Origin of the sequence: Duganella sp. HH101 (genome assembly GCF_001758795.1) — a bacterium.
Classification (GTDB): Bacteria; Pseudomonadota; Gammaproteobacteria; order Burkholderiales; family Burkholderiaceae_D; genus Rugamonas; species Rugamonas rivuli.
This window is the reverse complement of the sequence record NZ_LRON01000021.1, coordinates 15,971-30,262: the sequence shown is the minus strand read 5'-3', so window position 1 is coordinate 30,262 and position 14,292 is coordinate 15,971. Positions and strand designations below refer to the sequence as shown.

The window sequence follows — 14,292 nt, the reverse complement described above, 5'->3', positions numbered from 1 at the left end:
TTATACCATTTTCCAGTTGATGGTTTCGCCGGCGTTGAGCGGCACCACGTGCTGGTCGGCCAGCGGCAGGGTCTCCGGCAGCGTCCATTGCTCGCGCTTGAGCGTGATGGTGTCGGTATTGCGCGGCAGGCCGTAGAAGGCCGGGCCGTTGAAGCTGGCGAAGGCTTCCAGCTTGTCCAGCGCGCCGGCGCGTTCGAAGGCTTCGGCGTACAGCTCCATCGCGTGCAGCGCGGTGTAGCAGCCGGCGCAGCCGCAGGCGGCTTCCTTGGCGCCCTGCGCGTGCGGCGCGGAGTCGGTGCCGAGGAAGAAGCGCTCGTCGCCGCTGGTGGCGGCAGTCACCAGCGCCAGGCGGTGTTCTTCGCGCTTGAGCACCGGCAGGCAGTAGTAGTGGGGACGGATGCCGCCTTTGAAGATGTCGTTGCGGTTGTACAGCAGGTGATGCGCGGTGATGGTCGCGGCGATCGGGCCTTCCGCTTCCGCCACGTACTGCGCGGCGTGCTTGGTGGTGATGTGTTCGAAGACGATGTTCAGCGCCGGGAAGTCGCGGCGCAGCGGACGCATGACGCGTTCGATGAAGACGGCTTCGCGGTCGAACAGGTCGATGTCCTGGTCGGTGACTTCGCCGTGGACCAGGAAGGGCATGCCCACTTCCTGCATCATCTCCAGCGTCTTGTAGCAGTTGGACAGGTCGGTCACGCCCGCGTCCGAGTTGGTGGTGGCGCCGGCCGGATACAGCTTGACCGCGTGGACGATGCCGCTTTCCTGCGCGCGCAGGATTTCGTCCGGCGGCGTGTTGTTGGTCAGGTAGAGCGTCATCAGCGGCTCGAACTTCATGCCAGCCGGCAGGGCCGCCATGATGCGGCTGCGATAAGCCTCGGCAGCGGCGGTGGTGGTGACAGGCGGCTTCAGATTGGGCATCACGATGGCGCGGCCGAACTGGCGGGCGCTATGCGGCAGCACGCTGGCCAGAGTGGCGCCGTCGCGCAGGTGCAAATGCCAGTCGTCGGGACGGGCGATGGTGATGCTGTCTGGGGTGTGTTCGAGGTCGGACATGGCGGCGGGCTTTCAGGCTATCAATGACGAATACCGCCATTTTACCCTCTTGCGCCGTCCGCTTGACAGTGCGTACGTTAAGGCGTACGTTTTGAATACACCACAAGGGAGCGGCCATGGACACCATCTCAGCCAGCGACGCACGCGCACGGCTCTATAACCTGATCGACGAAACCGCAGCCAGCCACCAACCCATCACCATCACCGGCAAGCGCAACAACGCCGTGCTCGTCTCCGCAGATGACTGGCAAGCAATCCAGGAAACGCTGTACTTGCTGTCGGTGCCGGGAATGCGCGAGTCCATCCTCGCCGCGCGGGCAGAGCCTCTGGGCGACAGCGACAAGGAATTGATCTGGTGAGCTGGCAACTGGTGTACTCCCACCAGGCGCAGAAGGATGCAAAGAAGGCCGCGGCTGCCGGAATGAAAAAGCAGGTGCAGGCGCTACTCGACCTGCTGGCAGACGATCCTTTCAGGCGCCCACCGCCATTTGAAAAGCTGGTCGGCGATCTGGCGGGCGCCTACTCGCGCAGGATCAACATCCATCATCGCCTCGTGTACGAGGTTTTCCCGGATCAGCATATTGTTCGCATCCTGCGCATGTGGACTCATTACGCTTAGAAGCGGATCACCGTCTTCCCTGCGCCGTGGCCGGTTTTGTTGCGCTCGATGGCGGCTGGCGCCTGGTCGGCACTCACGACTTCCGAGACCACCACGGTCAGCTCGCCGCTGGCCGCCTTTGCCGCGATCCGCGCCAGCAGTGCGCCGTCGGGATGCGTGGTGTGCCAGCTGCCCCGGCGCCCGTCCGGTACGCGCGCCGCGATGTCCGGTGCGGCGATGCTGACGATGCGGCCCTGCGGCGACAGCACCTGCCATGAGCGGTCCAGCGTTTCACCGCCCACCAGATCGAACACCAGGTCGACGTTCTTCGCCACATCCTCGAAGCGCGTGTTTTTATAGTCGATCACTTCATCAGCGCCGAGGCGGTGCAGCAGATCGGCGTTGCGCCCTTGTGCCGTCGCCAGCACGCGGACGCCTGCCTGCTTCGCGAACTGCACCGCGTAGCTGCCGACGCCACCGGCGGCGCCGTGGATCAGAACCGTCTCGCCACGCTGGAGCTGACCGGTTTCGAACAGCGCCTGCCATGCCGTCATCGCAGCGACGGGAATCGCCGCAGCGATGGTATCGTCCATGGCCGCTGGTATCGCCGCGAGCTTGGACGCGGCAACCGCCACATGGCCTGCGTAGGCGCCCAACCCGCCCAGCGAGCCAAATACGCGGTCGCCAATCGCATAGCCCTCCACGCCGGCGCCGATTGCGGCGACTTCGCCGGCCAGTTCGAGGCCCAGCGTCGCCGGCAGCGGCAGCTGGAACACATCCTTGACCAGGCCATCGCGGATTTTCCAATCGAGGCCGTTGACACCTGCGGCGGCAACCCGCACCAGCACTTCGCCCGCACCAGGCCGCGGCACAGGCACTTCATCCCACTGCATCACTTCCTCCCCGCCGTAGACGTGGATGCGCAGCGCGCGGTTCGCGGAGGCATCGGCCAACGCCGGATAGTCGATATAGCCTTGCGCGCCCGGCGCATAGAACAGCGCCGGATTCGGCGTGTTGAGCGCTGCCTTCAACGCGAAGCGGCGCGGCAGGTCGGGATTGGCCAGGAAGGCGCTGCCATAGGCCACCGCATCCGCCTCGCCGGCCGCGATGCGCTGCTCGCCGGACTCGCGGGTCTGGCCGCCGCCCAGGATGTAGGCCCCATTGAACAGCGGCCGCAACGCGCCGTGATAGTCATACTCCGCCTTGAACTTGGCCACGTGCAGATAGGCCAATCGCAATGGCGCAAGCTGGCGCACCAGGTAGGCGTAGGTCTCCACCGGCGTGTCATCCTTGATGTCGTTGAAGCCCATCTCCGGCGAGATCTTGATGCCGACGCGGTCGCTGCCCGCTTCCGCGATCATCGCATCGAGCACCTCCAGGATGAAGCGCGCACGGTTGGGAATCGAGCCGCCGTACTGGTCGCTGCGCTGATTGCTGCCCGACGACAGGAACTGCTCCGGCAAATAACCCGACGCCGCATGCAGTTCAACGCCATCGAAGCCCGCCTCCAGCGCGCGCCGCGTCGCCAGACGGTACTCGGCCACGATGCCCGCCACTTCCGAAGTCTCCAGCGCACGTGGCGTGACGAAATCCTCCATGCCGTTGGCGGTGAAGGACTGGCCCGCAGGCTTGATGGCGGAAGGCGCCACCGGCAGCGCACCACCCGGCAGCATGCTCGGATGCGAGATGCGGCCGGTGTGCATCAACTGCATGAAGATGCGGCCACCTTCGGCGTGCACCGCATCCGCCACCTGCATCCATGCCGCGACCTGCGCATCGGTGTGGATGCCCGGCGTGCGCACATAGCCTTTGCCCATCGCGCTGGGGAACACGCCTTCGGTGACGATCAAACCGGCCGTGGCGCGCTGGCGGTAGTAGGTGACTGCCAGGTCGGACTGCACGCCGTCCGCATCGTTGGCGCGCGAACGGGTCATGGGCGCCATGACCATGCGGTTGCGCAGGGTGTAACGGCCGATTTGCACTGCTGTCGATAAGGTGTTCATGGAGAGCCTCGCTAAGTGAGTGAATGTGCAGCCATCATCCATTGATTCTCCATTGGGATAAATAGCTTAAAATGAAATCACTGATCCACTGATGGAGCAATCGTTATGTCACTCTTGTCGAGCATGGAGCTGTTCGTGGCGGTCGCCAACGCCCGGGGCTTCCGGCGTGCGGCCGAGACGCTGGACATGCCCAATTCCACGCTGTCGCGCCGCATCTCGGAGCTGGAGAAGGAAATCGGCGTGCGCCTGTTCCACCGTTCCACCCGCAAGGTCGAGCTGACCGAGGCCGGCCAGGCCTACTTCCGCCGCTGCGAAAGCATCGTCGCCGAAGCGCGCATCGCCCACGAATCGCTGCAGGAACTGGCCGAGCGCCCCAGCGGCACGCTGCGGGTATCGATGCCGGTGGACCTGGCGATCTCCTACCTGGCGCCGTCGCTGAAGGCCTTCGGCGAACAATACCCTGCCATCGATTTTGAAATGGACCTGACACCGCGCCGCGTCGACCTTGTAACCGACGGCTTCGATTGCGCAATCCGCATGGGTACGCCGCCGCCGACTCCATCCACGCTGATCGCCAGGCAGGTCGGCCTGCTGCCGCGCTATCTGTACGCATCGCCGGCCTATCTGCGCGGCGCACCGCCGCTGAAGCATCCCGGCGACCTGGCCAACCATCAGTGCATGATCCAGGGTCGGAATGGGGGCAAGGCGCAATGGACGCTATCCTCACGCAAGAAGAGCGTCACCGTCGACGTCAGCGGCAGGTATGCGGCCAACAACGTCAGCATGTGCAGGAAGATGGCGACACTGGGCATGGGCATAGCAGTTTCCGCCGGTCCCGAGACGCGGGAAGAACTGGAATACGGCCAGCTGCTGCGCGTACTGCCGGAATGGGACTTCGCACCGATACCCGTGTACGCGATCATCGAATCGCGCCTGATCCCGTCGCGGGTACGGCTGTTCATCGATTTCGTGCAGGCCAGCCTGAAGGGATACTCCGCGCCGCTGTAGGCGCGGAGGCTGTTCTTATTGTGCAGCGACCCAGGCCTTGGTTTCGGCCAGCATGCGGTCGAGGCGCGCGCGGTCGTAGACCTGGCCTCGGCTAACCACCGTGCGGATCTTGCGGGTGGCGGCGATGTCCTGCAATGGATTCGCGTCCAGCACCAACAGGTCGGCCACCTTGCCGGCGGCGAGGCTGCCGTAGCGGTCCAGATGTCCAAGGAAGCGCGGGCCGTTGATGACGGCCGTCTGCAAGGCCTGCACCGGCGTCAGGCCGTACTGCACGTACAAGCCGATTTCGTCATGCAGCGCCTGGCCCGGATAATCGTAGGAATTCAAAAAGCCAGCATCCGTGCCGGCGATGATGCTCACGCCCTCCTGCGCCAGCAACGGCAGCAGCGACGCCGACTTCTCGAAGACCGCCTTGCGCTGCGCGATCGCTTCCGCGTTGTCCTGCGCGGCGCGCTGCACGCGCCAGTCGTAGGTGGCGCGCAGGCCTTTGCCGATGTACTGCAAGGCCGGATCGTGCGAGTGGTCGTCGCGGTCCAGGTAAGCCACCACGCGCGACACCGACAGCGTCGGCACCACGGCCGTGCCTTTCGAAGCCATGTAGCGGAACGATGCGCGCGCGGCCGCCTCGTCGTAGGTTTGCAGGCTTTGCTTCATGGCCTCCTTGCCGGTCAGCGTGCCGGCCGCCACCTGCGCGGTCAGCTCGGCCTCCTTCGGCGTCGAGGAACGCAGCAGGTAGGACTGATGCTCCACCGTGCCCAGGCCCGCGTCGAACATCTGCGCCAGTGTCAGTTGCACCGGAATGTGGCCGGAGGTGCGCATGCCGCGCTCCCTGGCCTGGCGCAGCGCTTCCAGGTAAATCTCCGGCTTCAGCGTGTTCTCGGTGATTTTGACGAAATCGACTTTCTGCGCCTGCAGGCCGTCCAGCGCCTTGCTCACCTCTTCCGGCGTGCCGACTTCGATGGTGCCCTTCCACAGCGGCTTGTAGCCTTCCAGCTTGGCGCCGGAGGTGAAGATGGTCGGCCCCTCCAGCTGGCCGGCCTGGATCTGGCCGCGCCAGGCCAGCACCGTGTCCGGCAGGTCGCCGGAGCAGTCGCGCACGGCGGTGATGCCGTTGGCGAGGTACAGCGCCAGCAGATGCTTGTTCTCTTCGATCAGGGCCGGGCCGCCGCCGAAGTGCACATGGGTGTCCCACAGCCCCGGCATCAGGTATTTGCCCGGCAGGCGGATGGTTTTTTTGGCGGCATAGCCGGACAGCTGGCGGTCGTCGACCACGGCGACGATGGTGTCGCCCTTCAGCACGACGGACTTGCCCTTGACGGCCTTGCCGCCCGCCACGTCGATCAGCGTGGCCTTGGTCAGCACCAGGTCGACGGCGATTTTATCGGCTGCGTGGGCGGCGCCCAGCAGTCCCAGCGCCAGCATGGCGCCGGCGAGCGGCTTGAGAATTGTCATAAGTGCATTTTTTAGTGAATGATGCGCGCCAGGAAATCCCGCGCCCGTTCCGAACGCGGCGCGCCGAAGAACTCTTCCTTGCTGCAATCCTCCAGGATGCGGCCCTGGTCCATGAACACCACGCGGTTGGCCACTTTGCGGGCAAAGCCCATTTCATGCGTGACCACCATCATGGTCATGCCTTCCTGCGCCAGGCCGACCATCACGTCCAGCACTTCGTTGATCATTTCCGGGTCCAGCGCCGAGGTGGGCTCGTCGAACAGCATGGCGATCGGGTCCATCGACAGCGCCCGGGCGATGGCCACGCGCTGCTGCTGGCCGCCGGACAGCTGGCCGGGGAACTTGTCCTGCTGCGCCAGCAGGCCGACCCGGTCCAGGTAGCGCAGGCCGCGCTCGGTGGCTTCGTCGACGCTGCGGCCCAGCACCTTGACCTGGGCCAGGTTCAGGTTGTCGCGGATGGATAAATGGGGAAACAGCTCGAAATTCTGGAAAACCATGCCGATCCGGGCCCGCAGCGCCGGTAAATCGGTGTTTTTGGCGCCGACGGAGATGCCGTCGACCCTGATTTGCCCCTCTTGGAACGGTTCCAGGCCGTTGACCGTCTTGATCAGCGTCGATTTGCCGGAGCCTGAGGGGCCGCAAATCACCATCACATCCCCCTTCTCGACCCGGGTGCTGCAATCGCCCAGCACCTGAAATTGGCCATACCACTTACTGACGTTGTTGATTTCGATCATATGTACGCTGAATAAAAAAACCGGCCCGAACCCGCGTGGGCGCGGCCCTACATGCGCTTGACAGCGCCTCTGCCCACAAGGATACTGCGGAACTTGCCAATAGTTTCACCAGCCGGACCATAAAATACCGGTTGCAGCCAATGCAGAACCACAGCAGCGGCGGACACCCCGCCCTCTGCGCAGGCCCAGAGAGACACTACCACAGGAAACGCACACCATGCAGAAACAAAGCCGATTGACCACCTACATCCTAGTCGGACTGGCGCTAGGCATCTTTGCCGGCTACCTGGCCAACACCAACCTGGCCAAACCGGTCGAATTCGCCGATTACATGTCGCTGATCACCACGCTGTTCCTGCGTCTGATCAAGATGATTATCGCCCCGCTGGTGTTCTCCACGCTGGTGTGCGGCATCGCCAAAATGGGCGACGCCTCCGAAGTGGGCCGCATCGGCATCAAGACGCTGGGCTGGTTCTTCATCGCCTCGGTGATGTCGCTGAGCCTGGGCCTGGTGCTGGTCAACCTGTTCCGTCCGGGCGACGCGCTGCTGGGCCACATGGCCGCCACCACCGCCAAGGTCGACATCGTCACCACCGGCCTGACGCTGAAGGAATTCGTCACCCACCTGGTGCCGGCCTCCATCGTCGAAGGCATGAGCAAGAACGAGATCCTGCAGATCGTGATCTTCTCGCTGTTCTTCGGTTCGGCCGCTGCGGCGGTTGGCGAAAAAGCCAACGTCATGGTCGCCGCGCTGGACGGCGTGGCCCACGTGATGCTGAAAGTAACCGGCTACGTGATGAAGTTCGCGCCGATCGCCGTGTTCGCGGCCGTGTCGGGCGTGATCGCCAAGAATGGCCTGGGCGTGCTGTCGACCTATGGCGTGTTCATGGCCGAGTTCTACTTCGGCATCGTCCTGTTGTGGGCGCTGCTGATCTTCATCGGCTTCATCTTCCTGAAAGGCCGCATCTTCAGCCTGATCAAGGAACTGCGCAGCCCGGCGCTGCTGGCTTTCTCGACCGCGTCGAGCGAAGCGGCCTATCCGAAGACCTTGGAAGGCCTGGAGCGTTTCGGCGTGCGTAACCGCCTGGCTGCCTTCGTGCTGCCGATCGGCTACTCGTTCAACCTGGACGGCTCGATGATGTACTGCACCTTCGCCACCGTGTTCATCGCGCAGGCATACGGCATCGAGATGTCGCTGGGCCAGCAGATGACCATGATGATGGTGCTGATGCTGACCTCCAAAGGCATGGCCGGCGTGCCGCGCGCATCGCTGGTGGTGATCGCCGCGACGCTGGGTCAGTTCAACATTCCGGAAGCGGGCATGCTGCTGTTGCTGGGCATCGACCACTTCCTCGACATGGCGCGCTCCGCGACCAACGTCATCGGCAACGGCGTGGCTACCGCAGTCGTGGCCAAATGGGAGGGTGAACTGGCCGCTCCCGGCGAAGTCGAGTTAGTCAAAGCCGCATAAGAAATACGACACACCAACAAGAAGGCCACCTCATTCAGCGAGGTGGCCTTTTTTTTCGTCAGAGCCAAGCTTGGCGCGCAATCTGCGCCGCAACCGCACATTGTCGATAAGGACAGACACCAGCGTCACCAATATGATGACGTTGAAAGCCTCGCTGCCGAAAAGTCTGAAGAACAACGCTGCGACGCCTCAGAGCAAGCAGGCGGAGCAAGGCGCATGGGCTTAGTTCTGGCCGGCGTAGACTTTCACCAGGTCGTACAGGAAGGTACGGCCTTCCATCAGCGACTGCACGCCGATGTATTCGTTCAGGCCGTGGATGTTGCCCAGGTCCGGCGTCAGGAAGATGCCGCTGATGCCGTAGGTCGGAATGCCGGCGGCGTTCAGGAACTGGCCGTCGGTCGCGCCCGATTGCAGGATGGGCAGCACCGGCACGCCAGGCCACATCTTCGCGGTCAGCTTCTCGACCGGCTCCATGATGGCGCGGGTCAGCTCAGGCGGCGCCGAGTTCTCGCCGCGTATTTCCAGCGTCTCCACCTTCACCGCCGGATCGTTGATCGCCTTCATCAGCGCCTCGCGCACCGTCTCCTGCGTCACGCCGGGGAAGATGCGGCAGTTGATGTTGGCGCGGGCGCGCTGCGGCAGCGCGTTGGTGGCGTGGCCCGCGTCCAGCATGGTCGCCACGCAGGTCGTGTGCAGCATCGCGCCCCAGCTGGTGTCGCGGCCGGAAACCAGCGCCACCGCCTTGGCATCCTTCGGATTCTTCACCACCGCCAGCATCGCCGCCGCCACGTCCTTGTGGCCTTCGGCCGCCTGGATCTTCGACATGCCGGTCAAATAGCCACGGCTGCCGTCGGCCAGCTGGATCGGGAAGGTATAGCCCTCGATCTTCTTCAGCGCGCCGGCCAGATGGTAGATCGCATTATCCTTTTGCGGGCGCGAACTGTGGCCGCCCCGGTTGATCACTTCCAGCCGGTAGTTCTGCGACACCTTCTCGCCCGCCTGCACCGTCATCGACACGCGCTTGCCCGCCGCATCGAGCTCGCCGCCCGCGCCTTCGTTGATGGCGAAACCGGCGTCGATCAGTTCACGGCGGTTCTTGGTCAGCCACTCGGCGCCGTTGAAGGCGCCGCCGGTCTCCTCGCCGCAGGTCAGCGCCATCTTCAGCGTATGGCGCGGCACGTAGCCTTCCTGCTTGAAGCGCACCAGCGTGTCGGCCCAGATGGCCGCCTGCGCCTTGTCGTCCAGCGCGCCGCGCGCGTAGAACTTGCCGTCTTCCTCGATCAGCGTGAACGGATCGCGCACCCAGTCCTCGCGCTTGGCCTCGACCACGTCGATATGCGCCAGCAGCAGGATGGCCTTGGCCTTGGCATCGCTGCCCGGCAGCACGGCCACCAGCCCGCCCTCCTTCGGATGCGCCGGATCGGCAAACAGGTGCAGCTGCGTATCGGCGTAGCCCGCCGTCTTCAGGCGCGCCGCGATCCGTTCCGCCGCCAGCGTGCAGCTGCCCGACGACAGCGTGGTATTGGTTTCGACCAGCTCCTTGTACAGGGCGCGGAACTGCGGCTCCGTTGGGTCGGCATACGCATTCTGAACACAAGCCATCAAGACAGTTACCGCACCCAGCGCAAAACGAGACTTCATAGTCGCTTCCTTAGTTAGACTGCATCCACGACGTCGTCGGGCGACGACGCCAATTCTTCATCGGCCTTGGCCTGCTGCCGCTGCCACATCTGCGCGTACAAGCCATCCGCCGCCAGCAGCGACTGGTGCGTGCCGCGTTCGACGATGCGGCCATGGTCCAGCACCAGGATCTGCTGCGCATCGGCCACCGTGGACAGGCGGTGCGCGATCACCATGGTCGTGCGGCTCTTGGCGATTTCCTTCAGCTGCGCCTGGATCGCCTGCTCGGCCTTGGAGTCCAGCGCGGACGTGGCCTCGTCGAAGATCAGGATGGCAGGGTTCTTCAGCAGCGTGCGGGCGATCGCCACGCGCTGCTTCTCGCCGCCGGAGAGCTTGAGGCCGCGCTCGCCGACCATGGTCGCGTAGCCGTCCGGCAGGCTGTCGATGAAATCGTGGATCGACGCCGCGCGCGCCGCCGCCACGATCTGCTCCTTCGACGCGCCGGGCTGGCCGTAGGCGATGTTGTATTCGATGGTGTCGTTGAACAGCACCGTATCCTGCGGCACGATGCCGATCGCGTGGCGCAGCGTGTCCTGCGTGACGGCGCGCAGGTCCTGGCCGTCGATGGTGATGCCGCCGGCGTTGACCTCGTAGAAGCGGAACAACAGGCGGGATAAGGTCGACTTGCCCGAGCCGCTGTGGCCCACCACCGCCGTCGTCGTCCCCGGCGCGATGGTGAAGTCCACATCGAACAGGATCTGGCGCTTGGATTCGTAGCTGAAGTCCACATGGTTGAAGCGCACCTCGGCACCGCGTGTCGCCAGCGGCTGAGCGTCCGGCGCATCGGCCACTTCGCGGTTCTGGTCCAGCAGCGCGAACAGCTTCTCCATATCCGCCAGGCTTTGCTTGATCTCGCGGTAGATCACGCCGAGGAAGTTCAGCGGGATGTATAGCTGGATCATGAAGGCGTTCACCAGCACCAGGTCGCCCAGCGTCATCTTGCCGTCGATGACGCCCTGCGTCGCTCGCCACAGGATCAGCGTGACGGCGGTGGCGATGATCAGCGACTGTCCGGTGTTCAGCAACGACAGCGATGTCTGCGATTTGACGGCGGCCGATTCGTAGCGCTGCAAGCCCTCGTCATAGCGCTTGGCCTCGTAGTCCTCGTTGCCGAAGTACTTCACGGTTTCGTAGTTGATCAGCGAATCGATGGCCTTGGTGTTGGCCTTCGAATCGAGGTCGTTCATCGTGCGGCGGAAGTGCGTGCGCCAGTCGGTGATGAAGATGGTGAACGAGATGTACGTCACCAGCGCGACGAAGGTGATCACCGAGAACCAGATGTCGTAGTGCGTGACGAGGTAGCCCAGCACCAGCGTGATCTCCACCAGCGTCGGCAGGATGTTGAACAGCGTGTAGGAGATCAGCGAACCGACGGCGCGCGTGCCGCGTTCGATATCGCGCGTCATGCCGCCGGTCTGGCGGTTCAGGTGGAAGCGCAGCGACAGCGCATGCAGATGGCGGAACACCTGCAGCGCGATGGTGCGCACGGCGCGCTGCGTGACGCGCGCGAACAGGAACTCGCGCAGCTCGGTGAACAGCGTGGTCGACACGCGCAGCACGCCGTAGGCCACCAGCGCGCCCAGCGGCAGCACCAGCAGCGCCTGCGGATGCGAGGGCGACACGCTCAAGCTGTCGATCAGGCTTTTCATCACCACCGGCACGCCGACGTTGGCCAGCTTGGCGCCGACCAGGCAGCCCAGCGCCAGCAGCACGCGCCATTTGTAGACCCACAGGTAGGGGAAGAGTGTTTTCAGCGTGGCCGTGTCGCTGCGCGGGGGCGCGGCATTGCTGGCGTTGGCTGGCGGGGTGTTCGGGGAGTACGTAGTACGTCGCATGGCGGATGTCGGCTTTTTATGGTTCAATCCCGGTAATTGTAGCCCTTCAAGAGAATTCACGATGACCACGCCCCAAAACACCCCTCCCATCAAAGTCGAAACCGTCAACCGCGGCCTGCCCGCAGGGAAAATGCCGGAATTGCGCATGATGCCGGCGCCCTCGGACGCCAATGTCTACGGGGACGTATTCGGCGGCTGGATCATGGCGCAGGTCGACATCGCCGGCTCGCTGCCGGCCACGCGCCGCGCCAACGGCCGCGTCGCGACCATTTCGGTGAACTCCTTCGTGTTCAAGAATCCCGTGTTTGTCGGCGACCTGCTGTCGTTTTATGCTGATATTGTCAAGGTTGGCAATACGTCCATTACCGTCAACGTCGAGGTGTACGCCGAGCGCAACCGCCTGCAAGCCTGCACCGTCAAAGTCACCGAAGCCACGCTGACCTACGTCGCCACCGATTCGGATCGCAAGCCGCGCAAGGTGCCGCCTATCGAAACGCTGATCCGTTCCTGATCCGCCGCGGCATGCAACAGCCCCGCCGCGCCTTTCTCCATACCGCCGGGCGTCTCGCCGCGCTGGCCGCTTCCTGCGGCGCCGGCGGCATCCACGCCGCGCCCTCCAGCGCCAGCAACGCCTATCCGTTCAGCCTCGGCGTCGCCTCCGGCTCGCCGCTGCCGGACGCCGTCGTCATCTGGACCCGCATCCTGCACGATCCCCTGAACGCCGCAGCCACGCCGCCGCTGGCGTTCAGCGTGCGCTGGGAAGTGGCAGAGGACGAGCGCTTCAGCCGCATCGTCGCCAAGGGCGCGGCCAGCGCCACGCCGGAGTTGGCGCACAGCGTGCACGTCGACGTCACCGGCCTGGCGCCGGCGCGCTGGTACTGGTACCGCTTCATGCTGGGCGACGCCGTCAGTCCCGTCGGCCGCACGCGCACCGCGCCCGCCGCCAACGCCATGCCGGACCAGCTGAAACTGGCCGTGGCCTCCTGCCAGCACTGGGAGTTCGGCAGCTACGCCGCGCACCGCCACATCGCGGCCGCTGCGCCCGATCTGGTGGCCTTCCTGGGCGATTACATCTACGAGTGGGGGCCATACCAGCTCAGGCATCCGCAAACCGCGCTACGGACCGCTGAGAGCTTCACGCTGGCCGACTACCGCGCCCGCTACGCCCAGTACAAGACCGACCGCGATCTGCAAGCCGCCCACCTGGCCGCGCCGTGGATCGTGACGTGGGACGACCACGAGGTCGCCAACGACTACGGCGGCGACCGCGACGAGCGGCTGGACCCGCGCTTCGCTGAGCGCCGCGCCGCCGCGTACCAGGCCTTCTACGAACACATGCCGCTGCGCCTGCCGCCGGCCGACTTCGCCCGGCTGCGCATGTACCAGCGCTACGACTGGGGCCGTCTGGCGCGCTTCCACGTGCTCGACGACCGCCAGTACCGCTCGCGCCACGCCTGCACGCCGGCCGGGCGCGGCGGGTCCAGCTCGGTGCTCAGGCGCGAGTGTGCCGAGCTCGGCGATGCAAGCCGCACCATGCTCGGTGAAGAACAGCAGCGCTGGCTGGACCAGGGACTGGCGTCGTCACAGGCGCGCTGGAACATCCTGGCCCAGCAGACGCTGATGGCGCAGAACAGCCAGGTGCCCATCATCAAGGAATCCGACGGCCGCTTCTGGACCGACGGCTGGGACGGTTATCCGGCCGCGCGCCAGCGCCTGTTCGACGCGCTGCACGCCAGCAAGGCCGCCAATCCGCTGATACTGGGCGGCGACGTGCACAGCTTCTTCGCCGCCGAACTGAACCGCATTCCCACGCGGGCGCGCTCAGCAGCCAACCCGGTCATCGCGACGGAGTTCGTCGGCACCTCGGTGACGTCGCCGTCGCGGCCGCAGGCACGCACCGAGCAGTATGTCGCCATGAACCACAGCATCAAGTACGGCCGCAGCGACAAGCGCGGCTTCATGCTGCTCAACATCACGCCGGCCGACACCACCGTGCTGTTCCTGGCATTGGACGATGTGAACGATGCGGCCAGCCCCATCGGCACCGCCGCCAGCTTCCTGGTGCGCGGCGGCCGGCCCGGCCTGGTCCGCGCTTGAATTGGGGCAGACACCGCCTATACTGGCTAGACCATCAACGTATGGAGGCGCTACATGTTGAAAGTCACTGAGAGTGAAATAGCTCAGGAGCTCGATAGCTATTTGCACCGCGCTCTGACACAGACGATAGTTGTGGAACAGGCCGACCGCGATCCCGTGGTCGTGCTGTCACTGGCCGAGTTTGAGAGGCTGCAGGATGTCGACGACCAGCACTGGGCCGCATGTGCCCGCAAGGCCAATGTCGAAGGCTACATCGATCACGATCATGAGGTGCGCCAGCGACTGGCCGCCGCCATGAAGGACAAGCGGCTCGCTTGCATCAAGAAAGGGCCGCGTTTCGAACACCACCACTAGGATA

Annotated in this window: 14 protein-coding genes; 8 read left to right on the top strand and 6 right to left on the bottom strand. The window is 64.7% G+C overall.

Annotation, left to right across the window (positions count from 1 at the left end):
• Window positions 1-1,053, bottom strand: coding sequence for a dihydroorotase (pyrC, locus tag DUGA2_RS25705; protein ID WP_070272265.1), 1,053 nt, complete (start codon window positions 1,051-1,053; stop codon window positions 1-3).
• A gap of 116 nt (window positions 1,054-1,169) precedes the next feature.
• Between pyrC and DUGA2_RS25700 the strand changes: the two genes are divergently transcribed.
• Window positions 1,170-1,412: a type II toxin-antitoxin system Phd/YefM family antitoxin gene (locus tag DUGA2_RS25700; protein WP_070272264.1), complete on the top strand. Its 243-nt coding sequence runs from the start codon at window positions 1,170-1,172 to the stop codon at window positions 1,410-1,412.
• A complete protein-coding gene (locus DUGA2_RS25695) occupies window positions 1,409-1,672 on the top strand; it encodes a Txe/YoeB family addiction module toxin (protein WP_070272263.1) in 264 nt (87 codons plus the stop codon). Before DUGA2_RS25700 ends, DUGA2_RS25695 begins: the two co-directional genes overlap by 4 nt.
• On the opposite strand, the gene DUGA2_RS34920 is transcribed toward DUGA2_RS25695, so the two are convergent.
• Window positions 1,669-3,654, bottom strand: a complete 1,986-nt coding sequence (locus tag DUGA2_RS34920; RefSeq protein WP_070272262.1) for a zinc-binding dehydrogenase — start codon at window positions 3,652-3,654, stop codon at window positions 1,669-1,671. The two genes, DUGA2_RS25695 and DUGA2_RS34920, sit on opposite strands and share 4 nt — an antisense overlap.
• Window positions 3,655-3,759: 105 nt before the next feature.
• Between DUGA2_RS34920 and DUGA2_RS25685 the strand changes: the two genes are divergently transcribed.
• A complete protein-coding gene (locus DUGA2_RS25685) occupies window positions 3,760-4,662 on the top strand; it encodes a LysR family transcriptional regulator (protein ID WP_070272261.1) in 903 nt (300 codons plus the stop codon).
• Between the two features lie 15 nt (window positions 4,663-4,677).
• Here DUGA2_RS25685 and DUGA2_RS25680 read toward each other — a convergent pair whose 3' ends face one another.
• Window positions 4,678-6,114 (bottom strand): amidohydrolase family protein, encoded by a 1,437-nt coding sequence (locus DUGA2_RS25680; RefSeq protein ID WP_070272260.1) that lies wholly within the window; start codon window positions 6,112-6,114, stop codon window positions 4,678-4,680.
• 11 nt (window positions 6,115-6,125) lie between these two features.
• Entirely contained in the window at window positions 6,126-6,851 is a 726-nt protein-coding gene (locus tag DUGA2_RS25675; RefSeq protein WP_070272259.1) for an amino acid ABC transporter ATP-binding protein, read from the bottom strand.
• Window positions 6,852-7,068: 217 nt separating this feature from the next.
• On the opposite strand from DUGA2_RS25675, the gene DUGA2_RS25670 reads away from it, so the two are divergent.
• Window positions 7,069-8,322, top strand: coding sequence for a dicarboxylate/amino acid:cation symporter (locus DUGA2_RS25670; protein ID WP_070272258.1), 1,254 nt, complete (start codon window positions 7,069-7,071; stop codon window positions 8,320-8,322).
• A gap of 70 nt (window positions 8,323-8,392) precedes the next feature.
• Window positions 8,393-8,548, top strand: coding sequence for a hypothetical protein (locus DUGA2_RS34105; protein ID WP_168167827.1), 156 nt, complete (start codon window positions 8,393-8,395; stop codon window positions 8,546-8,548).
• Here the strand turns inward: DUGA2_RS34105 and DUGA2_RS25665 are convergent.
• Both DUGA2_RS25665 and DUGA2_RS25660 read right to left on the bottom strand, forming a co-directional pair.
• Window positions 8,545-9,963, bottom strand: coding sequence for a M20/M25/M40 family metallo-hydrolase (locus tag DUGA2_RS25665; protein ID WP_070272257.1), 1,419 nt, complete (start codon window positions 9,961-9,963; stop codon window positions 8,545-8,547). The genes DUGA2_RS34105 and DUGA2_RS25665 overlap by 4 nt on opposite strands.
• A 14-nt stretch (window positions 9,964-9,977) precedes the next feature.
• Window positions 9,978-11,837: an ABC transporter ATP-binding protein/permease gene (locus DUGA2_RS25660; RefSeq protein ID WP_070272256.1), complete on the bottom strand. Its 1,860-nt coding sequence runs from the start codon at window positions 11,835-11,837 to the stop codon at window positions 9,978-9,980.
• A gap of 61 nt (window positions 11,838-11,898) precedes the next feature.
• Here DUGA2_RS25660 and DUGA2_RS25655 point away from each other — a divergent pair, with 61 nt between their 5' ends.
• The 3 genes from DUGA2_RS25655 to DUGA2_RS25645 are packed head-to-tail and all read left to right on the top strand — an operon-like array spanning window position 11,899 to window position 14,288.
• Window positions 11,899-12,348: an acyl-CoA thioesterase gene (locus DUGA2_RS25655; RefSeq protein ID WP_070272255.1), complete on the top strand. Its 450-nt coding sequence runs from the start codon at window positions 11,899-11,901 to the stop codon at window positions 12,346-12,348.
• Between the two features lie 11 nt (window positions 12,349-12,359).
• The gene (locus DUGA2_RS25650) at window positions 12,360-13,934 is read left to right on the top strand and encodes an alkaline phosphatase (RefSeq protein WP_070272254.1); all 1,575 of its coding nucleotides are present in this window, start codon (window positions 12,360-12,362) and stop codon (window positions 13,932-13,934) included.
• Window positions 13,935-13,988: 54 nt separating this feature from the next.
• Window positions 13,989-14,288 carry a hypothetical protein gene (locus DUGA2_RS25645; protein ID WP_070272253.1) on the top strand — a complete coding sequence of 100 codons (300 nt, stop codon included), beginning with the start codon at window positions 13,989-13,991 and terminating at the stop codon, window positions 14,286-14,288.
• Window positions 14,289-14,292 lie beyond the last annotated feature (4 nt).

Excerpts from the sequence above, each read along its gene's own strand:
- pyrC (WP_070272265.1), bottom strand. The coding sequence starts at position 1,053 with ATGTCCGACCTCGAACACACCCCAGACAGCATCACCATCGCCCGTCCC.
- DUGA2_RS25700 (WP_070272264.1), top strand. The coding sequence starts at position 1,170 with ATGGACACCATCTCAGCCAGCGACGCACGCGCACGGCTCTATAACCTG.
- DUGA2_RS34920 (WP_070272262.1), bottom strand. The coding sequence starts at position 3,654 with ATGAACACCTTATCGACAGCAGTGCAAATCGGCCGTTACACCCTGCGC.
- DUGA2_RS25685 (WP_070272261.1), top strand. The coding sequence starts at position 3,760 with ATGTCACTCTTGTCGAGCATGGAGCTGTTCGTGGCGGTCGCCAACGCC.
- DUGA2_RS25680 (WP_070272260.1), bottom strand. The coding sequence starts at position 6,114 with ATGACAATTCTCAAGCCGCTCGCCGGCGCCATGCTGGCGCTGGGACTG.
- DUGA2_RS25675 (WP_070272259.1), bottom strand. The coding sequence starts at position 6,851 with ATGATCGAAATCAACAACGTCAGTAAGTGGTATGGCCAATTTCAGGTG.
- DUGA2_RS25670 (WP_070272258.1), top strand. The coding sequence starts at position 7,069 with ATGCAGAAACAAAGCCGATTGACCACCTACATCCTAGTCGGACTGGCG.
- DUGA2_RS25665 (WP_070272257.1), bottom strand. The coding sequence starts at position 9,963 with ATGAAGTCTCGTTTTGCGCTGGGTGCGGTAACTGTCTTGATGGCTTGT.
- DUGA2_RS25660 (WP_070272256.1), bottom strand. The coding sequence starts at position 11,837 with ATGCGACGTACTACGTACTCCCCGAACACCCCGCCAGCCAACGCCAGC.
- DUGA2_RS25655 (WP_070272255.1), top strand. The coding sequence starts at position 11,899 with ATGACCACGCCCCAAAACACCCCTCCCATCAAAGTCGAAACCGTCAAC.
- DUGA2_RS25650 (WP_070272254.1), top strand. The coding sequence starts at position 12,360 with ATGCAACAGCCCCGCCGCGCCTTTCTCCATACCGCCGGGCGTCTCGCC.
- DUGA2_RS25645 (WP_070272253.1), top strand. The coding sequence starts at position 13,989 with ATGTTGAAAGTCACTGAGAGTGAAATAGCTCAGGAGCTCGATAGCTAT.